We start from the raw sequence: 23,385 nt of genomic DNA on the forward strand, positions 1-23,385 counted from the left end.
CTCCAGCGAGACCTTCAGCCGACGGAGCCAGCCGGGGAGGTCTGCACGAGGTGCATCGTGAGCAGGGGATGGGGGTAGTACCATTCGGAGTCGTTGGGGTAGGGCAGAAGGTGCTGGTAGTCGAGCAACTCGTACGCCAGTGAGCCCGCTGGCAGCCGGTGCTCGGGATCCCGCGCGACATCCTCGAGGAGCCGGATGTGGTCCTTGTTCAGACCCGTCTCCTGCCGCAGGCGCCATTCATCGAGCACTTGCTTCACCAGGTCGGGGGTCGCGCTCGCGACGTCCTTGTCCCAGGCCAGCTCGGAGAGGGAGCGGATGAATCGGACGAAGTCTCGGGAACGTCCTCCGGAGCGGTATGCCAGGGTGTTGAGGTGCGCCTCACTCACCATGTCCTGGGCCGCTGGGCCCAAGTCGCTCACGCGCCGGGCATACAGCTCCCGGAAGAAGCCGATTCCAGGACCGGGACGCTCGGGATGCGTATGGTCGAGCACGGGCTCGTTGACCAGGGGCATGCGCTTGAACGCGCTCTGGATGCCCGCGGTGGCCAGGTGGTGCCGCAGCGCGGCGGGTCCGCACACCACGAGCGGACATGGAAGCTGCGAGAGCAATTGCGAGTCGACGAAGAGCGCCTTGGCGCGGGTCAGGTCTCGGATGCGATCCAACCCATCGATGACCAGAAGGACTTTCTTGTATTTGGCTTGGACCTCGCCAATGAGCACGTTGACGGCGCTCAACAGCTCCTGGACATGGCGGTCCTGATCCGGGAGCACCTTCTCGTTGCGGCCCAGCGGGAGGGTCCAGTTGCGCAGCCCGCTGACCACGCTCTTGATGGTCCGCGCTCCAATGGCCACGCCTTGCGCCTCCATCCCCAAGGCACCGGTGGCGGCCAAGGTGGCACCCAGGTCCAGCGCCTCCTTGGTGAACGTCCCCAGGTCCAATTGGGGGGCGGGAGCGCCCGCGGTGGCCGCCAGTGCCTGCCACGCCTTACCCAGGTTCCTCACCATTTCGGGGTCGAGTTCGGTGCCCAGACGCTCATGGAAGCGATGGACGAGCGTCAGTCCAGCCAGGAAGCAGACTTCCCAGGCATCGAGCCGTTCGAGCGCGCGCGGATCCTTGACCACTTCCGCGAAGTGCTGCGCCAGATCCATGAAGACGACCAGATCGGTCTCTTCCCGGGCCTCGGCGACGCGCAGCAACTCCGTGGTCTTGCCCGTGCCCACGGTTCCCATGAGGAGGAGCCGAGGCGTGCCGAAGGGCCGTGCCAGGGTCTCCAACATCGCCGTGGCCAGACTCCGGGTACGCGTGGCCCGCCATTCAGGAGGAGCGGGCAGCTCGGGGTCGAAACGCTCGTAGAGCTTCCGCCATAGGTCGCGGCGTGACATGGGAGTGCTTCTAACAGCCCCGTTCCAGGTACGCGAGCAGCCCCGGGAGGAAGGCCGTCATGCCCTTGTACGCGGCCATGTCCGGGGGCAGGGTGCGCACCACCCCCGCGAGCCGCCGCCGCCGCTCGGGGTCCTCCACCTCGGCGCCCACCGGGCCCACGTAGGTGTGGATGGTGAAGAGCACCGTGCCCGTCTCCGGCAGGGACGAGAGCGTCTGCCGCTCCAGCCGCATGAAGCACCGCGCGCCGGCGTTCTCGGCGGTGATGCCCTCGCGCAGGTGCAGCCACTCGCCGCGCGTCCATGGGGCCAGGTCCAACTGGTCCGTCGCCGAGATGCCCCAGTTGACGCGCGTGACGGGCCGCCCCGGCTTGAGCCCTTGCAAGAGCTTCGCGGTGCTCGGCCCCACCTTCGCGTTGAAGTCCGGCACCGGCGCGTGCACGTCCAACAGCGGCAGGCCCAGCTTGTCCTCCAGGCACCAACCCGCCGGGAAGCACAGGTGGCCCGCGATGAGCGGCAGGCCCTCGCGGGTGCCGTCCATCAGCGCCAGATCCTCCTGCACCTGCCGGCCGAGCCAGTCCAGCGGCGCGTGGGGCAGGCCGCCCGCGTCCCCCGGGGTGAAGCGGGCCTCGGTGCCGAGCAGGTGGTTGGTCCAGTGCCACGTGCCGTCCGGACAGGTCTCCAGGGCGAAGTGGTGGGGGTGCTCGCGCGCCATCAGGGGCAGCACGAGCCGCACCGCCTCCCACTGGGCCGCCTCCGAGCCCGGCAGCGCCCCGAAGCGCAGACGGGGCTCGGCGAGCAGCCGCGCCTTGAGGGCGAGCTCGCCCGGGTAGTGTGGTGCGTCCACCTCGATGAGGGGCTCGTCGGCCCGGAGCGCGCGGACGCCCAGCCGCAGGGCGAACACGTCCTGGTCGAAGGGGAAGTAGGGCAGCACGCCCGGAAGTGTAACCGCCGCCCGCGCCTTCGCCCACGCCTGGAGGGCGGCCAGGCGGGAAGACGCCCGGGTGTTAACGGCTAGGACGAGACGGGCCTCGGGCCCTGGGTACCCCCGGACGCTTGCGGGGTGGGGCGCGTGCCTACCGTTCCCGGACACGAAGGGGCACACACCATGAGCGGAACCGTCGCCGATTACCTCCTCTACCGCTTGTCCCAATGGGGCGTGCGCCGCATCTACGGCTACCCCGGCGACGGCATCAACGGGATCATGGGGGCGCTCAACCGCAACTCCGAGTTCCAGTTCATCCAGGCCCGGCACGAGGAGATGGCGGCCTTCATGGCGTGCGCGCACGCCAAGTTCACCGGCGAGCCCGGCGTGTGTCTGGCCACGAGCGGCCCGGGCGCCATCCACCTGCTCAACGGCCTGTACGACGCGAAGGTGGACCACCAGCCCGTGGTGGCCATCGTGGGCCAGCAGGCGAGCATCGCCCTGGGCGGCGCCTACCAGCAGGAGGTGGACCTGCAGGTGCTCTTCAAGGACGTGGCGAGCGAGTTCATCACCACGGTGGCGCACCCCTCGGCCATCCGCCACGCGGTGGACCGGGCGCTGCGCATCGCCCGGGCCGAGCGCACGGTGACGTGCGTCATCATCCCCAACGACATCCAGGAGCTGCCCTACGAGTCGCCGCCGATGAAGCACGGCACGGTGCACTCGAGCGTGGGCTACAGCGCGCCGCGGGTGATTCCGCAGGAGGTGGACCTGCGGCGGGCGGCGGAGGTGCTCAACGCGGGCAAGAAGGTGGCGATGCTCGTGGGCATCGGGGCGGCGCGCGCGGTGGAGGAGCTCGTCGAGGTGGCGGACCTCCTGGGCGCGGGCGTGGCCAAGGCGCTCCTGGGTAAGGCGGTGCTGCCGGACGCGCTGCCGTTCGTGACGGGCTCCATCGGTCTGCTCGGCACGCGTCCGAGCTGGGACATGATGATGGGCTGCGACACGCTGCTCATGGTGGGCACGAGCTTCCCCTACCCGGAGTTCCTGCCGCCCGAGGGCCAGGCGCGCGGAGTGCAGATCGACCTGGACCCGCGCATGCTCGCCATCCGCTACCCGGTGGAGGTGCCGCTCTCGGGCGACGCGAAGGAGTCCCTGCGCGCCCTGATTCCCTTGCTCAAGCGCAAGGAGGACCGGAGCTGGCGCGAGGGGATCGAGAAGGGCGTGCGCCGCTGGTGGAAGGAGGTGGAGGGCCAGGCGATGGTCTCCGCCACTCCCATGAACCCCGAGCGCGTCTTCTGGGAGCTGTCGCCGAAGCTGCCGGACGGGGCCATCCTGGCGGCGGACTCGGGCACGTCGGCCAACTGGTTCGCGCGGGACCTGAAGATGCGCGAGGGCATGATGGCGTCCCTGTCGGGCAACCTGGCCTCCATGGGCTGCGGCGTGCCGTATGCCATTGGCGCCAAGTTCGCCTTCCCGCAGCGGCCAGTCATCGCGTTCGTGGGGGATGGGGCCATGCAGATGAATGGCTCGAGCGAACTCATCACGGTGGCCAAGTATTGGAAGGAATGGGCGGACCCGCGCTTCATCGTCCTGGTGCTCAACAACCGGGACCTGAACATGGTGACGTGGGAGCAGCGGGTGATGAATGGCGACCCCGAGTACCAGGCGTCGCAGGACCTGCCGGACTTCCCCTACGCGCGCTACGCCGATTCGATCGGCCTGAGGGGCATCCGGGTGGACAAGCCCGAGCAGCTCGCCGACGCGTGGGATCGGGCGCTGACGGCGGACCGGCCGGTGGTGCTGGAGGCCTGCGTGGACCCGAACGTGCCGCCGCTGCCGCCGCACATCACGTTCGAGCAGGCCAAACACTTCTCCGAGGCCATCCTCAAGGGGGACCCGAAGGCCCGGAGCATCATCGGCCAGTCCATCAAGGCCATGGTGGAGAAGCTCAAGCCCACCAAGAGCTGACAGGCATGGGGGAGCCGCCAGGTGCGCTCCCGCCGCGCGGAGATGTCCGAGGGGGGGACCATGTTGAAGCACGAGCTGTCACGAGTCGAGGCGTGGGACGCGGCCGAGGAAGGGGGAGACCGGCCCGATCCTCCCGGGGAGTTCGATGCGCATGACTCCCCGCGCGGGTTCACCCCCGTGCTCCGCGCGGCCCATCCGCCGCGTGGGCTCAGTTGTTTCCTGCGCGCGGTGGCGTATGACATTCCCGAGCACCATGTGAAGCACGGCGCCCTGCTGCTCCTGTCGGACCGGATGAGCGTCCTGCAGGCCCGTCTGGGGACCCGGCCGGTGAGGGCGGCGGGCCTGGTGCTCGCGGCGCTCGGCGGCGGCTGGCTCTTGCGGCGCCTGCGCACCTGAGCGTTCGGCCGGAGAGTCCCTCACCCGCGCGGGGGCGGTCGGGTCTCGTCGGAGAGGGCCGTCGTGCCCAGGGCGCGGGCGGCCTCGAGGAACTCGTCGCTCAGGCGCGAGCCCTTCACGGCGCGCGACAGCGACAGGGCGCCGTACATCAGGGCGAACACCCCGAGCGCCTTGCGGCGCGCCTTCTCCCCGGGCCCCACCAGCGCGGCGAACGCGTGCATGAACCCGGCGAGCTCGCCCTCCAGGGCCCCCTGGTACGGCTCGCCCTCGCGCGCCACCTCGGGGGCGATGCTCGGCAGCGGGCAGCCCGTCTGGGGATGGTCGCGGTGCTCGCGCGACAGGTAGCGCTCCAGCACGAGCAGCGCCGGAGGGCGCGTGCTTCCGCTCTCGGTGGCGCGGGTGAGCAGCCGGTTCCACAGCGTGCGCCCCGTGGCGCGGATGGTCTCGGTGAACAGCTGCTCCTTGGAGTCGAAGTGGCCGTAGAAGCCCCCCACGGTGAGCCCCGCGCCCTTCATCACGTCCAGCACGGAGCTGGCGCGGATGCCCCGCTCGCGCAGCAGCGTGGCCGCGGAGGCGAGGATGGCCTCGTGGGAGCGCTGCTTCTGTTCGGCCTTCTGGCTCACCTTCTGGCTCATGCTGTCGCGGGGCTCCCGAGCGCGCGCACGACCTGTGCCGCGTGCGTCAGGGGTATCATGTGCGCCGCGCCCGGCACGACGGTGACGGTGGCGCCGAACGCCCGGGCGAGCTGCCGGGTGACCGCCTGGGGCGCCACCCGGGTCCGCTCGCCCAGGAGGATGTGGGTGGGCGGCGGCGCCTCGGCGAGCCAGGCGAGCGGCGTGGTGTCCCGGCGCGCCTGGTTCATCTCCAGGGCCACTCGGGGGGCGAGCCCGGTGATGACGGCCCGCGCCCGCTCGCCAAGGGCCTCCCAGGAGCCCTCGCCATTCCAGTGCTCCACGAAGCCGCGCGCGGCCGCCGCGGGCGCCTCGGCCAGCCGGCGCATGAAGTGCTGATACTGGCCCTCCATCTCGTCGAAGCCCGCCTGCTCGCCGGTGTCGCGCAGCACGCTGACCAGGACCGGATCGATGAGCGTCAGGCGCGTCACCCGCGCGCCCAGGGCCCGGCGCAGGTGCAGGCCATACAGCGTCCCCAACGAGTGGGTGACGAGGTGCACGGGGCCTGGCCCCTCGGCGTCGATGAGGGCGCGCAGGTGGGCGACCTCCTCGGCGATGTCGTACGTGGCGCTGGGCGCCGGAGCGCGGCCGTAGCCGAGCATGTCCGGCGCGAGCACCCGCGCGCCGGTGGGCCCGAGCCCCCGGAGCACCGCGCCCCAGGAATAGGCGCCATTGGCGGAACCATGGAGGAGGACGAGGGATTCGCTCATGGATGATGGGGATAATATGATGGGCATCATCCGTCAAGGCTTTGGGAAGTGGCGTGACTTCCGGTGTTTGGGTTGCCGTGGAGGGGGAAACGCTTTTCCCGGCGTGGGGTGTTGGGCGTCCGGAAGGGCGTGGGACGGCCAACGGGCGCACACGACGCCGATGCGGAAGGCGATGTGGGTGCTTTTCTCCACGCGACCCGTCCCCGAGGCGGAGCGCGCGTGGCACGCGGCTGGCAATTCCCCCTGGTGCAACGCTCAAGGGGGGTCGCTCGTTGGTCCGCGGAACGCTTCGCAATGTGGTCGTCACGTGCCTGATTGGAGCTGTCGGGACGGCATCGGTCGTGGGGGTGGATCGCATCACCTCCGAGTGGGCCCGGGCCCGGAAGCAGGCCCGGCGGACGACGGCGGCCCCCCCGGCGGCCGAGGCTCCGGCGCCCGCGGGGGTGCCGGCGCCCAAGGCGGCCCGCCCCTCGGGGGCGAAGACGCCGCTCCTGTTCGCGCTGGACACCCAGGCCTCGGTGACGCGCGCGCTCTGGGGCGAGCACGTGGCGCGGCGCGCGGCGGGCCTGGTGGGCCGCTCGGTGATTCCGGCCAAGGTGCCCAATGACTGCTCGGGGCTGGTGCGCGTGGCCTACTACGCGGTGGGCGTGGAGCTGCTGCACCGGCCGCGGCGCGAGGAGAACGCCGTCACCGCCATCTACCGGCGCGCCGAGGCGCTGGGCGCGGTGCACCGGGGCAAGCCCCACGTGGGCGACCTCATCTTCTTTCGCGAGACGTATGACCGCAACGCGGACGGCCGGCGCAACGATGGCCTCACGCACATCGGCATCGTCGAGTCGGTGGCGCCCACCGGCACCGTCACCTTCGTGCACCGCGTGGGCCCGGGCGTGATGCGCAGCCGGGTGACGCCGCGCCAGCCCGCCGTGTACAGCCGGGGGGGCCGCGTCCTCAACGATCTGCTGCGCCGGGAGGAAGGGGGCGAGCGGGCTCGGCTCACGGGCGAGCTGTTCGTGGGCTACGCCGCCGCGGGCCGCCTGGGCGCGCTGGACGCCCGGTGAAGTCTTGTAGGGCGCCGGGTCCGTGAACACCTTCCCGCGACGACAGGGGAGGGGTCATGGGGCGAGAGCGAAGCGCGTGGCTGCTGCTGGCCGTGGGTCTGGGAGTGAGCGCCTGTGGAAGCCCGTCCCCCTCGCCCGTTGAGCCCCCGGAGTCGGTGGAGCGGCCGGGCCCCGGCCCGGAGGAGGTTCCGGTGACGCCGCCGCCCGCGCCCGCGACGCCGCCTGTCACGGGAGGCACGCCGCCGCCGACCTCCGGGAACGGGGACGGTGGAACCGTGTCCGAAAACGAGGGATCCCCCACTTTACCGCCACGCGCGTGCATTCCGTGGACGCGCCCGACGCCGCCGGTCCGGGCCACGGCGTGCGGGTCCGTCTCCGTGTTCGCGGATGGCTCCACCGAGCGCGCCCGGTATGACGCCGACAGCCGCCCCCTGGAGGTGCGCAGGTTCAAGAGCGACGGCACGCTCGACTCGGTGGAGACGCGCAGCTGGAGTGGAGGGCTCCCGCGACTGTTCCGGCGGGAGGAGCAGGGGGGCGGCTGGTTCACCCAGACGGAGTGGACCTACGAGGGCCAGCGGCTGCTGCGGCGGGTGGACTCGCGCTCGTATGGCGGCCCGATAACGTATGACTATGTCTACGCCGCCCAGGGCCGCCTCGAGCGCGTCGTGCGCCAGGAGCCGGAGGACACCGTCACGAGTCTCTACACCTACGACGCGAACGGGCGCCTGGTGGGCATCGCCGACGCGCCGGGCGAGGGCTGGCTGTGCGGCCAGGACGACAGCCGCTGCGCGACCTTGTCCTACTGGCCCAACGGGAAGCTCCAGCGCCACGAATGGGAGACCGGGAAGATGAACTTCGAGGAGGTGTTCGACGAGGCGGGTCGGCTCGTCGGCTCGCTCGAACAGGATCCCGAGCGCCGGTGGCGCCGCCAACTGGCGTACGACGCGGCGGGGCGGGTGCGCTGGGAGTGGCGCGAGTTCTCCCGGTACGACTGGGTGACCACCTCGGTCCGCGACACCGTCCAGGACGCGGCGGGGTGGCGCGAGCGGTTCGTGGAGGAGCTGGCGGACTACGTGTGTGGCATCCGCCGGCCGGGCTGCGAGCCAGAGCGGAGCTCCGTGCACGTCACCCGCCGCGCCACCTTCTTCTGTGGCACCCGGATCGTCGCGCTCGACGAGTGGGACGGCGACCAGGACGGCGGGGTGGATGCCACGCGCACGCACGAGCGCGATGACGCGGGCCGGCTGGTGCACGAGGAGTACTCGGGCACGCCGGGGTTGGATGACGGGCCGGTGCGGCGCGACTTCACCTACACGTGCGAGTGAGGCGGACGGCGCCGCTCAGACGCAGGTGGCGCCGCCGTCCACGGGCAGGGCGATGCCGGTGGTGAAGCCCGCGCCCGCGCTGCACAGGTAGAGCACCGCGGCGGCGACCTCCTCCACGGTGCCGATGCGCCCGATGGGGTGCAGGGACTGGGCGAACTGGGCCTTGCGCGGGTCGGCCTCGTGGGCGCGGCGGAACATCTCGGTGTCGATCACCGCGGGGCACACGGCGTTGACGCGCAGGTTCTTCTTGCCGTACTCGACCGCCGCCGAGCGCGTGAGCCCGAGCACCGCGTGCTTGCTGGCCGCGTAGATGCTCATCTTGGGCGCGGCGCCCAGGGCCGCCACGGAGGCGGTGTTGACGATGGCGCCGCCGCCGCCCGCGAGCATGAGGGGAATCTCGTGCTTCATGCACAGCCAGACGCCCTTGACGTTCACGTTCATGATGGCGTCGAACTCGGCCTCGGTGCCGTCGGCGAGCTTGCCCTTCTCGATCTCGATGCCGGCGTTGTTGAAGGCGTAGTCGAGCCGACCGTGGGCCTCCTGGATGCCCTGCATGAGCGCGCGCACCTCGGCGTCGCGCGTGACGTCACAGCGGATGAAGCGGGCCTCGCCACCGGCGGCGCGGATGAGCGCCACGGTGCCCTCGCCCCCGGCCGCGTCGATGTCCGAGACGACGACCTTGAGGCCCTCGCGCGCGAAGGCCAGGGCGGTGGCGCGGCCAATGCCGGCGGCGGCGCCGGTGACCAGGACGACCTGGCCCGGGAATGACTGACTCATGGGGGTTCTCCTCGGAGGACGGGGTGGACGGCGACGGGCGCACTCTACTCCGGGCCGAGGGGCGGGGGCTCCGGAGGAGCACGGGTTTACACGGATTTGAGCGTGCACAGGGGTTGGAGGGCGGAGTCGTAGATGCCCTCACCCGACACGAACACCACTCCGTCGCACGTGCGGGCCACGTGCGCTTCGGTTGCATCCAACATCTCCCACGCATCGTCTGTCATGTGCGTCGGCTCGACTTCGACGGTGATGAGTTGTCGGCTGCTTTGTATCCGTCGGATGAGCGCGGAATGACTTGATTCCAAGTCGGCATCGCGAAGTGTCTGAGTGATCTCGTCCAAGGAACTCGCCAGGACGGCGTGTGTCGCGCGATGAAAGATGATGGGGTGTGTATTGCCTGGGGGGTGCACCTCGAGCCGTTCCCAGTCTGGATGGACCGCGATGGGGTCATTCGGATCAGGATCGAAACGAGGGGCCACGGGGAAGAAATATCCTTCGTGGATGAACTCGCCAATCGCCTTCCGGGTCATCGGTTGTTCGGAGTGGCACAGGATGCGGAGATAGTGGCTCATGGACAGACTCGTGTATCGACGACGCTGGGATCTTCTCCGAAGCGATACAGGATTCGCTTGGAGAGGTCTATCTTGTCGACGAAGAGCAGCGTGTCGTGCTTGCCCAGGTGGACGAGTTCTTTCTTCAACTTCGACCGCACGTCGGCGCGAGGGATTCCGCTTTTCAGCATCTCGTCGACCTCGACATAATCGATTCCTCCTGAGGTGTTGGGCCTGTAGAGGTCGACGAAGTTGTCGCCCAGGCGCGTGTTCTCCGTGTTGATGAATCCTTCCTCCGTGAGCCGCTGCCGGGTCGTGACTTGGGCGGGTCCACCCGAACGGCCAGGTCGTCCTCCCCGTGAAGCGGGATCGAAGTAGGCGGACTTCCATTTGCCGAAATCGAGCACCTCATGGACCTGCTTGCCAGCGGTGTGTTGTTCGTGGAGGTAGCGTTGATATCGCCACGAGGCCGCGTTCAATGCTTCGAGCGGCGGCTTGGGTCCTTGCGGAGGCGGAGGAGGCCATTCGACATCGTGGACTGGAGAGGGGGTCGTTTGGGTTCGAGCACTTGCGGCACGGCTTTCAGATGAGGCTCCTGCCATCACTCCCTTGACGATGACCCCGGCCATCAAGGCGTTCACTCCGCTCAATATCATCCTGGTTTCGAGCCCGAGTTCCCTGGCGCGCTGCTGTAAGCCGCGCCAAGCGCCGTACGAAGCCGGATGCCGCCTGGCTGCTCCTTGGAGAGGAAATCGAGGAAGGCCCAATTGGGGAGACAACTCCCCGATAGCTCGCGATAGACAGGAATCGCGCAGGACAACGCGTGGGTCCGATCGGCCACGGCGCGGCCGATTTCGGGAAAATGCTGGGTCTCGAGTTCGTGGAAGACCTGTGTTGCACGCGGATGGCCTTGGGCCGCCTCGACGTGGAGTTGCTCGAGGAGCGGGGCGCGCTGGACCAGGGCTTGGACCGCGGCCGCGTGTTCGTCGCGGATGTGCCCTTGGGTGTCACAGTAGCTGTCGTAATCCAGGCTGAGAACCGAACCGACCAGGAGAACAAGAGTGGCTGTTGCGAGTGCGAGCGAGGACATGGATTTGGACAGGCCGGAGGCAAGATGGGGACGTGATGAATGGGTCTTACCCGCGCTTGGCGCACGTGGGGGACTGTGCGGCTGGTCCTCCGACCGGTGGGGGATGTTCGCTTGCCGTGTCCGGCGATAGGCTCGGCCCCATGCGCCTTCCTTCCCAACGCCACCTGTTCGACCTGCCCGAGGGCCTCGTCTGGCTCAACTGCGCGTACATGTCGCCCCAGTCGCGGACCGTGGGGGACGCGGGCCGCGAGGCCATCGAGCGCAAGGCCTCGCCCTGGCGCGTGCGCCCCGAGGACTTCTTCGCCGAGTCCGAGGCCCTGCGCCGGCTCTTCGGCACGCTCGTGGAGGCGGACGCCGAGGGCGTGGCCCTCATCCCCTCGGTGAGCTACGGCATGGCGGTGGTCGCCGCCAACGTGCCCGTGCAGGTGGGCCAGCGGCTGCTCGTGCTCGCCGACGAGTTCCCCTCCAACGTGTACCCCTGGCGCGAATTGGCCCAGCGCTCGGGCGGGCAGGTGGTGACGGTGCGCCGGCCCCGGGACGGGGACTGGACCCAGGCCCTGCTCGCGGAGCTCGACGAGCGCACGGCCCTCATCGCCGTGCCCCACGTGCACTGGACGGACGGGGGCCTCGTGGACCTGGAGCGCGTGGGCGCGCGCGCGCGGGAGGTGGGCGCGGTGCTCGCGGTGGATGGCACCCAGTCCGTGGGGGCGCTGCCCCTGAGCGTGGCGCGCGTGCGCCCGGACTTCCTCGTCACCGCGGGCTACAAGTGGCTCATGGGGCCCTACAGCCAGGGCTACCTCTACGTGGCGCCCAGGTGGCGTGACGGCCGGCCCCTGGAGCACAACTGGCTCACCCGCGGCGGCAGCGAGGACTTCGCCCGGCTCGTGGACTACCGCGACGACTTCCAGCCCGGCGCCCGCCGCTTCGACGTGGGCGAGCGCAGCAACTTCGTGCTCGTGCCCATGGCGCTCGCGGCGCTGCGGCAGGTGCTCGCCTGGGGGGTGGAGGACATCCAGACCACGCTGCGGGTGCTCACCGAGCGCGTGGCCCGGGGCGCGCGCGAGATGCGGCTCGAGGTGGCCGAGGAGCACCTGCGCGGCGGGCACCTGGTGGGCATCAAGCGCTCGGGCGGCTATGGGGCCGAGGTGGCCAGCCGGCTCGCCGCCCGGCAGGTGTTCGTGAGCGTGCGCGGTGACAGCCTGCGCGTGTCCCCCCACCTGTACAACTCGGAGGCGGACGTGGACCGCCTCCTCGAGGAGCTGGACGCGCTCGTGTGAGCGCGCCCCGCTCGAGCCCGGGGGCTCACTCGAACTTGTAGCCCTTGGGCACCACGGTGATGCCGTTGTCCGTCACCGTGAAGCCGCGCGCCTTGTCCGCCGCCAGGTCGTAGCCCACGCGCGCGTTGGGCGGCACGGTCACGCCCTTGTCGATGATGCTGTTCTTGATCTGCGCGTGCCGGCCCACCACCACCTCGTCGAAGAGGACCGAGCGCTCCACGAGCGAGTAGGAGTTCACGCGCACCCGGCGCGACAGGATGCTCTCGCGCACCGTGCCGCCGGAGATGATGCAGCCGCCGGCCACCATGGAGTTGAGGGCGCGGCCCATGCGCTCGCCCGACTCGTGGACGAACTTGGCCGGAGGGCTGAACTCCACCGCCGTGCGCAGCGGCCACTCGGGGTTGAACACGTCGAACTCGGGGTTCACGGACACCAGGTCCATGGAGGCCTCGTGGTAGGCCTCGAGCGTGCCCACGTCGCGCCAGTAGGTGTTGAGCTGGGTCTGGCCGGGGATGGGGTTGGAGTGAAAGTCATACGCCTGGATGTGGTAGCCGTCGCGCAGCGCGCGCGGCAGCACGTCCTTGCCGAAGTCGTGCTGGCTGCCCTCGGTCTTGGCGTCGATCTCCAACAGCTCGTCGAGCACCTTCCGCTTGAAGATGTAGTTGCCCATGCTCGCGAGCGCGTGCGTGGGTTTGCTGGGCATGGGCGGCGGGTTCTTCACCTTCTCCTGGAAGTCGGTGACGCGGCCCCGGCCGTCGATCTGCATCACGCCGAAGCGGTGCGCCTCGGCCAGCGGCGTGGGGTAGGCGGCGATGGTGATGTCCGCGCGCGAGGACTCGTGCACCTCGCGCATGTGCGCGACGTTCATCTTGTAGATGTGGTCCCCGGAGAAGATGGCCACGTCGTCCGCGTTGTAATTATTCACCAGGTGGAGGTTCTGGTAGATGGCGTCCGCGGTGCCGCGGTACCACACCGGGCCCAGCTCCTCGTACAGGTACATCTGCGCCGGCACGAGCGTGATGAAGTAGTCGGCCAGGAGGCCCGAGCCGAAGCGCCAGCCGCGCTGGATGTGCTCGGTGAGCGACTGGGCCTTGAACTGCGTGAGCACGTAGACCGAATACACGCCCGAGTTGAGGAAGTTGCTCAGGGCGAAGTCGATGATGCGGAACTTGGACCCGAACGGCACGGCGGGCTTGGAGCGCCTCGACGTGAGTGGTGCCAGTCGCGTGCCTTGTCCGCCCGCGAGAATCATTCCCAGGATGCGCTTGCTGCTCATGGTGGAGTGAACCCCCTCGTCTGTTCACTATACGGGGCTGTTCCGGAAAGGCGCGTTTCTCGTGAAGCTTCTTCACACGACGCGATGCGGCACTTCGCTGTGCTTCAAACGACACGCGGCCGCATGCAACGGGCGGGGGTCACGCGCCCGGGGCGTCCCCCGGAGGGCAGGCGGGCGGCGGGGGCGCGCGTGCACGGCCCGCGAGGGCTGCCCACCCTGGTCTTCTGAACGCGGAACATTCCTTGTTTCTCAAACACGGAGACGCACATGACCAGGTGGATGGTGGCGGGGCTGATGGCGGGCGGACTGTTGCTGACGAGCGCGTGCGGCCAGGACCGGGCGGCGCGTCGGGGTGACACGACGGAGGCTGGCACGGGCGGCTCGGGCTCGCAGGTGGACCCGGGCGTGGGCATCTACAAGGACTACGACGTGCCCCAGGAGGATCGCGCGAGCACCGGCGGCTCCGGCTACCGCGACGCGGTGACCAACCCCAACGCCAGCGACACGAGCAAGTCCAAGTCCGAGGACGTGCGGGACCAGGATCCGGCCGAGGAGCGGGGCACGGGCGGCTCGGGCTACGAGAAGGACAGCGACCTGTTCGAGCGCAACCAGGACTTCGGCGGCTCGAGCTTCCCGGGCGACAAGGCCGTGCCGCAGCGGCTGTGACGCGCCGCGCGGGCGTATACGGGCCAACAGCCCGGAAAACAGGAGCGTAGGGCGGGGGCCATGGCGCTAGAGTCGCGCCGTGGCCCATCCTCTTGCTGGCAAGCCCCCTCCTGAGTCTCTTCTCATCAACCCCGAGCGTCTGCGCGCGCAGTACTTCTCCGAGCGCCCGGATGTCCGCGAGGCCGAGCAGCGCGTGGCCTTCGGGACGTCGGGCCACCGGGGGTCGGCGGCCCGGCGCTCCTTCAACGAGGCGCACATCCTCGCGGTGGTGCAGGCCGTCTGTGACTACCGCGCGAAGCAGGGCATCGACGGTCCGCTCTTCCTGGGCATGGACACGCACGCCCTGAGCGAGCCCGCGCAGGACACGACGCTCGAGGTGCTCGCGGCCAATGGCGTGCAGGTGCGCTACACGGATCGCGCCACGCCCACGCCCGTCATCTCGCACGCCATCCTCACCTACAACCGCGGGCGCACGAGCGGCCTGGCCGATGGCCTCGTCATCACGCCCTCGCACAACCCGCCCGAGGACGGCGGCATCAAGTACAACCCGCCCAACGGCGGCCCCGCGGACACCACCATCACCAGCGGCATGGAGAAGCGCGCCAACGAGCTGCTCGGCGCGGACAACGCGGGCGTCAAGCGCGTGCCCCTGGAGCGCGCCAAGGCGAGCGCCGAGGTGAAGCGCTACGACTTCATCACCCCGTACGTGGCGGACCTGCGCCACGTGGTGGACCTGGACGTGGTGCGCGGGGCGAAGCTGTCCATTGGCGCGGATCCGCTGGGCGGCTCCAACCTGGACTACTGGGAGCCCATCGCCGAGCACTACGGCCTGTCCCTGCAGATGGTGAACAAGGCGGTGGACCCGACGTTCCGCTTCATGCGCGTGGACCATGACGGGAAGATCCGCATGGACTGCTCCTCGCCCTACGCCATGGCGGGGCTCGTGGAGCTCAAGGACCGCTACGACATCGCCTTCGGCAACGACACGGACTCGGACCGCCACGGCATCGTCACGCGCAGCGTGGGGCTCATGAACCCCAACCACTACCTGGCCGTGGCCATCGGCTACCTGTTCAGCCACCGCTCGGGCTGGAAGGCGGGCGCCGGGGTGGGCAAGACGCTGGTGAGCAGCAGCATGATCGACCGCGTGGCCAAGGACATCGGCCGGCGCGTGGTGGAAGTGCCCGTGGGCTTCAAATGGTTCGTGGACGGGCTGCTGGACGGCTCGCTGGGCTTTGGCGGCGAGGAGAGCGCCGGGGCTTCGTTCCTGCGCCAGGACGGCACCGTCTGGTCCACGGACAAGGACGGCATCATCCTGGACCTGCTGGCCGCGGAGATCCTCGCGCGCACGGGCAAGGATCCGGGCGTGCACTACCAGGAGCTGACGAAGAAGTTTGGCGCGCCCATCTACACGCGCATCGATCAGCCGGCGACCTCCGCCCAGAAGGCGGCGCTCAAGAAGCTGTCGCCGGAGGCGGTGCGGGCCACCACGCTGGCGGGCGAGCCCATCACCCAGCGGCTCACCCGGGCGCCGGGCAACAACGCGGAGCTCGGCGGGCTCAAGGTGGTGACGGAGAACGGCTGGTTCGCCGCGCGGCCCTCGGGCACCGAGGACGTGTACAAGATCTACGCGGAGAGCTTCCGCGACCAGGCGCACCTGGACGCGGTGGTGGACGAGGCGCGGCAGATCGTCGGCGAGGCGTTCACCCGCGGGTAGTCCACCCGTCAACACGCGCGTGTCCGGCACCCGTCACTCCGGGGGCCGGAGCACTTCCGCGCGTGTGTCCGTCTCGCGCGTGACTACCCTCCCGGACGAAGGACGGGGGCTCCACCGTCGTGGGCCGCTCGCCCGTCCGCGCCTGGGAGCCGGTCGTGTTCGCGAGACGACGATGGGTGGGAGTCGTGGGCCTGCTGCTCGGGATGGTGCTCGGGGGCGGCTGCCGCCTGGATCCCGAGCCCCCACCGGTGGATCCCCTCCGCTCGGTGCACAACCTCACCCCCGTGCTCGACACGGTGGAGGTCTCCGCCGAGCGGGTGCGCCTGTCCGGCACGCTGACCCTGCACGCGCGCGCCCAGGACGGCAACGTGCGCGACCTCTTGCGCTACTCCTGGACGGCCCCGGCCGGCGTGTTCAGCGCCGCCACCCGCGCCCAGACCCAGTGGACCGCCCCGCCCACCCCGGGCCCCGTGGAGCTGACGGTGACGGTGACGGACACGCTGGGGGCCTCGGTGTCCCAGACGCTCACCGTGGCGGTGCTGCCGCCCAACCAGACGCCTCGCCTGGAGGGGCTCACCGTCTCGCCCGCCCGCCTGGAATGGGGGAGCCCCGCGCGGCTGGGCGTGGTGGCCTCGGATGGGGACGGCGACGCGCTGACCTATGCGTGGGAGGCCACCGGGTGCACGGGCACCTGGGCGGAGGCCTCGTCCGCCACGCCCCGCTTCACCCCCCACAGCCTGCCGCCGGGCGGCGCGTGTGATTGCCACCTGGGCGTGACCGTCTCCGACCCCTGGGGCGGGGTGGCCCGCGGCTCGGTGGGCCTGTGCGTGAGCGCGTTCTCGCTCCCCTCGGATGGCTGGGCGGCCGTGGGCGGGGTGAGTGGGGCGCGTCCGGGCCAGCGCGCCACCCTCCTGCGCTCGGGCGAGGTGCTGCTGTCCGGCGGCTGGTTCGAGTCCACCGGGTGGCCCGCCGAGGTGTTCAATCCGCGCACGGGGGTGTCCCGGCCCACGGGGCCCATGATGCAGCTCGCCTGGCGCAGCTTCCACACCGCCACCCTGCTGCCCTCGGGCAAGGTCCTGGTGACGGGCGGCGGCTCGGCCACGGCGGAGTTCTACATCCCCGAGACCAACTCCTGGCACATGACGGGCGCCATGAGCATGGGCCGCCAAGGGCATACGGCGACGCTCCTGCCCTCGGGCAAGGTGCTCGTGGTGGGGGGCGGCACCGACCTCCGCTCCGCCGAGCTCTACGAGCCGGACACGGGCCGCTGGCGCCGCGTGGCCCCCTCGCTCCTCTTGCACACGCGGCACACGGCGACGCTCCTGCCCTCCGGCCAGGTGCTCGTGGTGGGGGGGACGAACAACACGGGCGCGGAGCTCTTCGATCCGGAGACGGAGTCCTGGACCGTCGTCTCGCCGCCCGCGACCGCGCGCTCGCGCCACGTGGCCGTGCTGCTGCCCTCCGGCGAGGTCCTCCTCGCGGGCGGCGTCCAGGAGGACAAGGGCCTGCGCGAGGCCGAGGTGTATGACCCCGCGCGGGACACCTGGCGCCCGGCGGGGACGTTGAACCAGCTCGGGAGCAACGAGAACGCGGCGGAGGTGCTGCCCTCGGGCAAGGTGCTGCTGGTGAATGGCTCCGCCCTCGCCGAGCTGTATGACCCGGCGCGGGGCACCTGGACCTCGCTGCCCCTGGGCGAGGCGCGGGGCCGGGAGCTGGTGCGGCTGCCCTCGGGCGAGCTGCTGCTCTTTCCGGAGACCGACAGGGGCCGCACCTCGGTGGCCCGGTTCGATCCGGTGACGGAGACGTGGCGCGACTCGGGCGCTCCCAACAACGACCGGCTCCGCTCCACGGCGACGCTCCTGCCCTCGGGCAAGGTCCTGGTGGCGGGACAAGACTCGACCGGCGGCACCGTGCGCCTGTTCGACCCCGCGACCCTCACCTGGGCCCCGACGGGCGCGATGACCCATGCCCGCCAGGGCCACACGGCGACGCTCCTGGCCTCGGGCAAGGTGCTCGTGGTGGGGGGCACGGGGCTCCACAACCAGAACACGGTCACGGCGGAGCTGTATGACCCCGCGCGCGGCACCTGGTCTCTCGCCCCTCCCCCGAGCACGCTCCGGGTGTTCCACACGGCCACGCTCCTGCCCTCGGGCAAGGTGCTCGTGGTGGGCGGCTACCAGGGAGACGGAGGCCTCGGCACCCGGGCGGAGCTGTATGACCCGGTGCGCGGCACCTGGTCCCCCACGGGCTCCATGGGCACGGGGCGGGCGAGACACACGGCGACGCTGATGCCGTCGGGCCAGGTGCTCGTGGTGGGAGGAACACCCTCGACGACGGAGAACGCCACGGCGGAGCTGTATGACCCCGCGCGCGGCACCTGGTCCTCCGCGGGAACCCTCACCCTGCCGCGTGGCGAGCACACGGCGACGTGGGTGCCCTCCGCGGGCGGGGTGCTGGTGGTGGGCGGCGCGCGCTTCAATCGCATGGTGGAGCTGTTCGATCCGCGGACCTCCCGCTGGTCGCGTCGGGGCGAGCTCCTGGCGCCCCGGAGCGGACACACGGCGACGCTGATGCCCTCGGGCCAGGTGCTGCTGGTGGGCGGCACGGCGGACGCCCCGGACGTGGAGCTGTACGAGCCCGTCACGGGCGTGTCGCGCGGGCGGGCGGGGCGGATCGTGCGCTCGGGCCACCAGGCGCTGGTTGTTCCCTCGGGTCAGGTGCTGGTGGTGGGGGGCGACAACCAGGGCAGCGCCCTCGGCCTGCTCTACACCCCCTGAGCGCGCGGGCCCGCTTTGCCCTAGAGTCCCCGGCACGGACAGCGCGGTGGGGGGCGGCGCCTGTCGAGGGGGTTGTTCGTGCGAGTGAGGACGAAGTGGACGCGGGCCGTGTGGGTCGCGGCGTGCTGGAGTCTGTTCTTGGGGTGCCGGGCCGAGCCGGTGACGCCTCCCGAGCCCGCGCCGGAGCCGGGCAACACGCCGCCCGTCATCGAGTCGGTGACGGCGTCGGCGTTGGTGGTCGATGCGGGAGGCACCCTGCTCCTGGAGGCGCGGGCGCATGACGCGGACCCCGGAGACACGCTCTCCCTGGCGTGGACGGCGGCGGTGGGGGAGTTCCAACGCGTCTCGGAGACCCAGACGCACTGGACGGCGCCGCGGGAGCCGGGGGTCGTGGTGCTGACGCTCACGGTGACGGACTCGCGGGGCGCCTCCGCCACTCAGTCGCTCTCCGTGCGGGTGATGGAGGGCGGCGGGATCATCCTCAACTTCTCGCCCCGGGTGTCGGCGCTCACCGCCGAGCCCACGCGGGTGAGCGTGGGCGGGTCCACCACGGTGGTGGCCCGCGCCTCGGATCCGGACCGGGACGTGCTGACGTCCGCCTGGAGCGCCACGGGGTGCACGGGCACCTGGAGCGAACCCGCGTACGACCCCGGTCCGGACACCGGGCCCATGAACGCGCGCTTCACGGTCCAGTTCACCGCCCGGACGGCCCCCACGGGGGACGCGTGCGACTGCCGGCTGGAGGTGACGGTGTCGGACGGGCGGGGCGGCACGGCGGCGGACACGGTGCCCCTGTGCGTGGACGCGGAGCCCCCGCCGCCCTCGGGCGCGTGGGCCGCGAGCGGCGGGCTGAGCTGGGGCCGCGATGCCATGGCCGTGTCGCTCCTGGACTCGGGCGAGGTGCTGGTGTCGGGCGGCTGGACGCGGCTGGATGGCTGGGCCGCCGAGGTCTACAACCCCCGGACGAACCTGAGCCTGCCCACGGGCCCCATGGTCGATCCCTCCCGGGTGCACCACTCCTCCACGCTCCTGCCCTCGGGCGAGGTGCTGGTGGCGGGGGGCGGCTCGGCCACCGCGGAGCTGTATGACCCGAGGACGCACGTCTGGCGGGCCACGGGGAGCATGGCCGTGAGCCGCTCCTTCCATACGGCGACGCGCCTGCCCTCGGGCCGGGTGCTGGTGGTGGGCGGGGATGCGGACGGCGTGCCCTCCTCCGCCGAGGTGTACGAGCCCCAGACGGGCCTCTGGCGGACCGTGGCCCCGCCGACCGGGACGTACTCGCGCCACACGGCGACGCTCCTGCCCTCGGGCCGGGTGCTGGTGGCGGGGAGCGGCACACGCGCGGAGCTCTTCGATCCCACGACGGAGACCTGGAGCGCCGCGGCGCCGATGCGCACCGGGCGCTCCCGGCACGTGGCCGTGCTGCTGGGCTCGGGCGAGGTGCTGGTGGCGGGCGGGGAGAACCGGGAGGCGGGCTGGCTGACGGACGCGGAGCTGTACGACCCCGCGGCCAATGCCTGGCGGCCCACGGGCGCGATGACGCACACGGGGGGCTGGATGACCCCGTCGGCGACCGTCCTGTCCACGGGCAAGGTGCTGCTGGCGGATGGCTCGGACACCCTGGAGCTGTATGACCCGGCGAGTGGCACCTGGGCGGGGAAGCTCGTGTCCGAGCGGGCGGGTCCCTCATTGGTGGCGCTGGCCTCGGGCCAGGTGGTGCTGCTGCCGAGCGACTGGGGCTTCTTCTCCGTGCAGCGCTTCCAGCCCGACATGGAGACCTTCCGCAACGAGGGCCCCTCGCCGTGGATCCAGGAGCGCCTGTCGCCCACGGTGACGCCCCTGGCCACGGGCCGGCTCCTGGTGGTGGGGAGCCTGAGTGACGTGACGGAGCTCGTCGACCCCGCCACCCAGCGCTGGACCCCGACGCCGCCCATGTCCCGGCCCCGGCAGGGCCACACGGCGACGCTCCTGCCCTCGGGCCGGGTGCTGGCGGTGGGCGGGCTCTGGAACCAGGCGCCCGACGACACGGCGGACCTGTACGACCCGGCGAGCGGCACCTGGAGCCCCACGACGGCGCCCGAGGGCGCGCGGGCCTGGCACACGGCGACGCTCCTGCCCTCGGGCAGGGTGCTGGTGGTGGGCGGCCTCACGGCGGACTTCACCTCCAGCGCCTCGGCGTGGCTGTATGACCCGGCGAGCGGCACCTGGACCGCCACGGGCGCCCTGGCCGACAAGCGCGCGCGGCACACGGCGACGCTGCTCGCCTCGGGGCAGGTGCTGGTGGTGGGCGGCCGGGATGACGATCGGACCCTGGCCACCGCCGAGCGCTATGACCCGGCGAGCGGCACCTGGTCCCCGGCGGGCCGTCTCTCCACGGTGCGCGCGCGGCACACGGCGACGCGCCTGCCCTCGGGCGAGGTGGTGGTGCTGGGCGGCTCGGACCAGGCCACCGAGGTGGAGGTGTACGACCCGGCGGCGGGCACGTGGTCCCCGCGCGGCGAGCTGCTCGTGCCCCACGCGGGACACTCGGTGACCCCGATGCCCTCGGGCGACCTCCTGGTGATCGGCGGGGATCCCCTGCCGCGCACGGTGGAGCGGTACACGCCGGGCTCGGGCACCTCGACGGCCTTGCCCGACGCGGCCACGCCCCGCACGGACCACGCGGCGGTGCTGCTGCCCTCGGGTCAGGTCTGGGTGGTGGGCGGCTTCGCGCAGGGCTTCGGCGTGTCACTGCTCTACACGCCCTGACGGCGAGTCCACGCGCAGGCGCTCGGGGTGGGTGTGGACGTTGAAGCGCCCTCCCCGCACGAAGGTGGCGAGCGTGATGCCCGCGCGCTCGGCCAGATCGATGGAGAGCGAGGTGGGCGCCGACACGCTCGCCACCAGGGGAATGCGCGCCACGGCCGCCTTCTGGAGGATGTCGAAGCCCGCGCGCCCGCTGACCACGAGCAGCGTGGGCTGGAAGGCGCCGGGCCGGGTGGCGCGCGCCGAGCGCAGGCCGTGCTCGAGCACCAGCGCCCCCACCACCTTGTCCACGGCGTTGTGGCGGCCCACGTCCTCGAAGGCGGCGAGCACGTGGCCCTCGGCGTCGAGCGCCGCGGCGGCATGCACGCCGCCGGTGTGCTCGAAGTGGGGCTGGCGGGTGCGCAGCACGTCGGGCGCGCGGGCGAGCACGGACGCGGCGAGGCCAGGCCCGGGCGGCACGGGGTGGCACGCGGCGATGAGGTCCTCCACGCTCCTTCGGCCGCACACGCCGCAGGCCGCGGTGGTGAGGGTGCCGCGCCGGCTCGCGCTCACGCGCTCCAGGTCGAGCACGAGGCCCGGGGCGGGCGTCACCTCGACGACGTTGCCGTAGCCCTCCTCGCCGGGCCGTCCGCAGTGCACCAGCCCCCCCAGGTCCTCCGCCGAGTGGATGAGGCCCTCGGAGAAGAGGAAGCCCGTGACGAGGAAGCGGTCCGCGCCGGGCATGCGCATGGTGAGGGCCACGGTGTCGCCGCTCACGCGGATGTCGAGCGGCTCCTCGAGGGCCACGGCATCGGACTCGGGCGGGGCGAGCCCCGTGTCCGGGGAGTAGCGGCGAACGGGCCGCTGGGTGACGCCGGGCGGCGGGGGACGACGGGAGGGGTCGAGGGTCATGAGCGCTGCGGCGGCTTGGAGGCCATCGTCCAGTCGCCCTTCAGCACCTTGTTCTTGTAGAGGCGCTCCACCTCCAGCTTGCTCTGGGAATCGAGGCAGGTGTTGAAGAGGAGTTGCGCGTCGGTCGGATTGGTCCGGAAGCTCTTGTACTTGGTCAGGTTCTCGGTGTTGAGCGCCTCGAATTTCTCGGGAAAGACATTCTTCGCGATCATCATCTTGATGATCCAAGGCCCATAGCCCTTCTCGCCCAGACGTTCACGCCGGGACTTGAGGAAGTTGTGGAGAAGCGGGAACTTCTTGGCGCCGCCTGGCGAGGTCGGGCTCGCCACGAGCCAGTTGTTCAAGTACTCCGGTTTGCGGAAGTCGTACATCGTCGGGGTCGTGTTCCGGTCGAAGGTCAACCCCCAGAACAGGCCGGACTTCGAGAAGAGCGTGGCCATCTTGTCACGGTCCTCCCGGGTATCCGTGAGTCCGAGATGGGCCTTGGCCTGACCGAGGCAGTACCACTGAATCCGGTGGGTGTACTCGCCGTGCTCGAGCCCGACGTAGTCCTTGGCCAGGTGGGCCTGCTGGATGTGATAGGCGAAGTCTCCCGACGAGAGCTGGCCGAGGAAGCGGCTCGTGCGCGGGTGTCCATCGCCGTCCGTGTCCACCTCGCGAAAGCCCTCCTGCTGCTCGTAGCGGGTGAGGATGGTCGTCAGCAGATGCCGCGTCGGATCGGCCTCCGTGGAGAAGGCGTTGGCGCGTCCATGGGCGAAGCTCACCTTCTCCAACGCGCTGGGGTCGAGCGTCTGACCCGTGCGCTGGCGGAGCTCCTGCTGCATGGCCTGCTCCAGATGGAGGAGCGCGTCCCAGAAGGGCGAGGAGGCATCCGCGTACAGGAATTGGGAAATCTTGACGAACGCCTTGCTGAACCAGAAGGTCGGATTGAAGGCGACCGCCTTGGCCTGGCTGTCCTGCTTCTGTCGGGCGCGCGTGTAGTTCGCGTAGGCCGTCGTGTACTCGTCCTTGATCGCTTCTTCCGTGGGCATGGTCATGGGGGCTCCATTCAGGGGGCGAGGGCACTGCCAGTATGCCAGTGGGCTCGCGGCGGGTGCACGGCGCCTCGGGACCTACACGGTGGCGCCGGCTCGTACCCGCGGGCGGGTGGACTGCCCGTTAGTGCGCGCGCGCGAGGTTTTCGTCT

General features: G+C 71.0%; 20 protein-coding genes. 9 read left to right on the forward strand and 11 right to left on the reverse strand.

What is annotated here, in order from left to right; genetic code table 11:
• Positions 1–14: 14 nt before the first annotated feature.
• Both I3V78_RS03510 and I3V78_RS03515 read right to left on the reverse strand, forming a co-directional pair.
• Entirely contained in the window at positions 15–1,382 is a 1,368-nt protein-coding gene (locus I3V78_RS03510; RefSeq protein WP_204484900.1) for a hypothetical protein, read from the reverse strand.
• Between the two features lie 10 nt (positions 1,383–1,392).
• Positions 1,393–2,313 carry a heme-dependent oxidative N-demethylase subunit alpha family protein gene (locus tag I3V78_RS03515; RefSeq protein WP_204484901.1) on the reverse strand — a complete coding sequence of 307 codons (921 nt, stop codon included), beginning with the start codon at positions 2,311–2,313 and terminating at the stop codon, positions 1,393–1,395.
• A 174-nt stretch (positions 2,314–2,487) separates the two neighbouring features.
• Here I3V78_RS03515 and I3V78_RS03520 point away from each other — a divergent pair, with 174 nt between their 5' ends.
• The gene (locus I3V78_RS03520) at positions 2,488–4,272 is read left to right on the forward strand and encodes a thiamine pyrophosphate-requiring protein (protein ID WP_204484902.1); all 1,785 of its coding nucleotides are present in this window, start codon (positions 2,488–2,490) and stop codon (positions 4,270–4,272) included.
• A gap of 60 nt (positions 4,273–4,332) precedes the next feature.
• Positions 4,333–4,668, forward strand: a complete 336-nt coding sequence (locus I3V78_RS03525; RefSeq protein WP_204484903.1) for a hypothetical protein — start codon at positions 4,333–4,335, stop codon at positions 4,666–4,668.
• Positions 4,669–4,688: 20 nt separating this feature from the next.
• Here the strand turns inward: I3V78_RS03525 and I3V78_RS03530 are convergent, their stop codons facing one another.
• A complete protein-coding gene (locus tag I3V78_RS03530) occupies positions 4,689–5,303 on the reverse strand; it encodes a TetR/AcrR family transcriptional regulator (protein WP_239576277.1) in 615 nt (204 codons plus the stop codon).
• A complete protein-coding gene (locus tag I3V78_RS03535) occupies positions 5,300–6,049 on the reverse strand; it encodes an alpha/beta fold hydrolase (protein ID WP_204484904.1) in 750 nt (249 codons plus the stop codon). The genes I3V78_RS03530 and I3V78_RS03535 overlap by 4 nt, the downstream gene beginning before the upstream one ends.
• A gap of 341 nt (positions 6,050–6,390) precedes the next feature.
• Between I3V78_RS03535 and I3V78_RS03540 the strand changes: the two genes are divergently transcribed.
• The gene (locus I3V78_RS03540) at positions 6,391–7,107 is read left to right on the forward strand and encodes an NlpC/P60 family protein (protein WP_338023459.1); all 717 of its coding nucleotides are present in this window, start codon (positions 6,391–6,393) and stop codon (positions 7,105–7,107) included.
• 377 nt (positions 7,108–7,484) lie between these two features.
• A complete protein-coding gene (locus tag I3V78_RS03545; RefSeq protein ID WP_204484905.1) occupies positions 7,485–8,432 on the forward strand; it encodes a hypothetical protein in 948 nt (315 codons plus the stop codon).
• A gap of 15 nt (positions 8,433–8,447) precedes the next feature.
• On the opposite strand, the gene I3V78_RS03550 is transcribed toward I3V78_RS03545, so the two are convergent.
• The 4 genes from I3V78_RS03550 to I3V78_RS03565 all read right to left on the reverse strand — a co-directional run bounded on the left by I3V78_RS03550 (position 8,448) and on the right by I3V78_RS03565 (position 10,850).
• On the reverse strand, positions 8,448–9,209 hold the full coding sequence (locus I3V78_RS03550) for an SDR family oxidoreductase (protein WP_204484906.1): 762 nt from the start codon (positions 9,207–9,209) through the stop codon (positions 8,448–8,450).
• An 86-nt stretch (positions 9,210–9,295) separates the two neighbouring features.
• The gene (locus tag I3V78_RS03555; protein WP_204484907.1) at positions 9,296–9,781 is read right to left on the reverse strand and encodes a hypothetical protein; all 486 of its coding nucleotides are present in this window, start codon (positions 9,779–9,781) and stop codon (positions 9,296–9,298) included.
• Entirely contained in the window at positions 9,778–10,401 is a 624-nt protein-coding gene (locus I3V78_RS03560) for a hypothetical protein (protein ID WP_204484908.1), read from the reverse strand. The genes I3V78_RS03555 and I3V78_RS03560 overlap by 4 nt, the downstream gene beginning before the upstream one ends.
• 11 nt (positions 10,402–10,412) lie before the next feature.
• Positions 10,413–10,850 carry a hypothetical protein gene (locus I3V78_RS03565; RefSeq protein ID WP_204484909.1) on the reverse strand — a complete coding sequence of 146 codons (438 nt, stop codon included), beginning with the start codon at positions 10,848–10,850 and terminating at the stop codon, positions 10,413–10,415.
• A 140-nt stretch (positions 10,851–10,990) separates the two neighbouring features.
• Here I3V78_RS03565 and I3V78_RS03570 point away from each other — a divergent pair, with 140 nt between their 5' ends.
• On the forward strand, positions 10,991–12,127 hold the full coding sequence (locus tag I3V78_RS03570) for an aminotransferase class V-fold PLP-dependent enzyme (RefSeq protein ID WP_204484910.1): 1,137 nt from the start codon (positions 10,991–10,993) through the stop codon (positions 12,125–12,127).
• 25 nt (positions 12,128–12,152) lie between these two features.
• Here the strand turns inward: I3V78_RS03570 and glgC are convergent, their stop codons facing one another.
• Positions 12,153–13,403: a glucose-1-phosphate adenylyltransferase gene (gene glgC / locus I3V78_RS03575; RefSeq protein WP_204484911.1), complete on the reverse strand. Its 1,251-nt coding sequence runs from the start codon at positions 13,401–13,403 to the stop codon at positions 12,153–12,155.
• 267 nt (positions 13,404–13,670) lie between these two features.
• Between glgC and I3V78_RS03580 the strand changes: the two genes are divergently transcribed.
• The 4 genes from I3V78_RS03580 to I3V78_RS40085 all read left to right on the forward strand — a co-directional run bounded on the left by I3V78_RS03580 (position 13,671) and on the right by I3V78_RS40085 (position 21,311).
• Positions 13,671–14,069 carry a hypothetical protein gene (locus I3V78_RS03580; protein WP_204484912.1) on the forward strand — a complete coding sequence of 133 codons (399 nt, stop codon included), beginning with the start codon at positions 13,671–13,673 and terminating at the stop codon, positions 14,067–14,069.
• 79 nt (positions 14,070–14,148) lie between these two features.
• Complete coding sequence (gene pgm / locus I3V78_RS03585; protein ID WP_204484913.1) at positions 14,149–15,786, forward strand: phosphoglucomutase (alpha-D-glucose-1,6-bisphosphate-dependent); 1,638 nt, start codon at positions 14,149–14,151, stop codon at positions 15,784–15,786.
• Positions 15,787–15,941: 155 nt separating this feature from the next.
• Entirely contained in the window at positions 15,942–18,563 is a 2,622-nt protein-coding gene (locus I3V78_RS40080) for a Kelch repeat-containing protein (RefSeq protein ID WP_204484914.1), read from the forward strand.
• A 78-nt stretch (positions 18,564–18,641) separates the two neighbouring features.
• Complete coding sequence (locus I3V78_RS40085) at positions 18,642–21,311, forward strand: Kelch repeat-containing protein (protein WP_204484915.1); 2,670 nt, start codon at positions 18,642–18,644, stop codon at positions 21,309–21,311.
• Here I3V78_RS40085 and fdhD read toward each other — a convergent pair.
• A complete protein-coding gene (fdhD, locus tag I3V78_RS03600) occupies positions 21,291–22,199 on the reverse strand; it encodes a formate dehydrogenase accessory sulfurtransferase FdhD (RefSeq protein ID WP_204484916.1) in 909 nt (302 codons plus the stop codon). The two genes, I3V78_RS40085 and fdhD, sit on opposite strands and share 21 nt — an antisense overlap.
• Positions 22,196–23,236: a LirA/MavJ family T4SS effector gene (locus I3V78_RS03605; RefSeq protein ID WP_204484917.1), complete on the reverse strand. Its 1,041-nt coding sequence runs from the start codon at positions 23,234–23,236 to the stop codon at positions 22,196–22,198. The genes fdhD and I3V78_RS03605 overlap by 4 nt, the downstream gene beginning before the upstream one ends.
• Between the last annotated feature and the right edge of the window lie 149 nt (positions 23,237–23,385).

Origin of the sequence: Archangium primigenium (assembly GCF_016904885.1) — a bacterium.
Lineage (GTDB): Bacteria > Myxococcota > Myxococcia > Myxococcales > Myxococcaceae > Cystobacter > Cystobacter primigenius.

Excerpts from the sequence above, each read along its gene's own strand:
- I3V78_RS03605 (WP_204484917.1), bottom strand. The coding sequence starts at position 23,236 with ATGACCATGCCCACGGAAGAAGCGATCAAGGACGAGTACACGACGGCC.
- I3V78_RS03530 (WP_239576277.1), bottom strand. The coding sequence starts at position 5,303 with ATGAGCCAGAAGGTGAGCCAGAAGGCCGAACAGAAGCAGCGCTCCCAC.
- I3V78_RS03510 (WP_204484900.1), bottom strand. The coding sequence starts at position 1,382 with ATGTCACGCCGCGACCTATGGCGGAAGCTCTACGAGCGTTTCGACCCC.
- I3V78_RS03525 (WP_204484903.1), top strand. The coding sequence starts at position 4,333 with ATGTTGAAGCACGAGCTGTCACGAGTCGAGGCGTGGGACGCGGCCGAG.
- I3V78_RS03565 (WP_204484909.1), bottom strand. The coding sequence starts at position 10,850 with ATGTCCTCGCTCGCACTCGCAACAGCCACTCTTGTTCTCCTGGTCGGT.
- fdhD (WP_204484916.1), bottom strand. The coding sequence starts at position 22,199 with ATGACCCTCGACCCCTCCCGTCGTCCCCCGCCGCCCGGCGTCACCCAG.
- I3V78_RS03580 (WP_204484912.1), top strand. The coding sequence starts at position 13,671 with ATGACCAGGTGGATGGTGGCGGGGCTGATGGCGGGCGGACTGTTGCTG.
- I3V78_RS03550 (WP_204484906.1), bottom strand. The coding sequence starts at position 9,209 with ATGAGTCAGTCATTCCCGGGCCAGGTCGTCCTGGTCACCGGCGCCGCC.
- I3V78_RS03570 (WP_204484910.1), top strand. The coding sequence starts at position 10,991 with ATGCGCCTTCCTTCCCAACGCCACCTGTTCGACCTGCCCGAGGGCCTC.
- I3V78_RS03555 (WP_204484907.1), bottom strand. The coding sequence starts at position 9,781 with ATGAGCCACTATCTCCGCATCCTGTGCCACTCCGAACAACCGATGACC.
- glgC (WP_204484911.1), bottom strand. The coding sequence starts at position 13,403 with ATGAGCAGCAAGCGCATCCTGGGAATGATTCTCGCGGGCGGACAAGGC.
- I3V78_RS03535 (WP_204484904.1), bottom strand. The coding sequence starts at position 6,049 with ATGAGCGAATCCCTCGTCCTCCTCCATGGTTCCGCCAATGGCGCCTAT.
- I3V78_RS03520 (WP_204484902.1), top strand. The coding sequence starts at position 2,488 with ATGAGCGGAACCGTCGCCGATTACCTCCTCTACCGCTTGTCCCAATGG.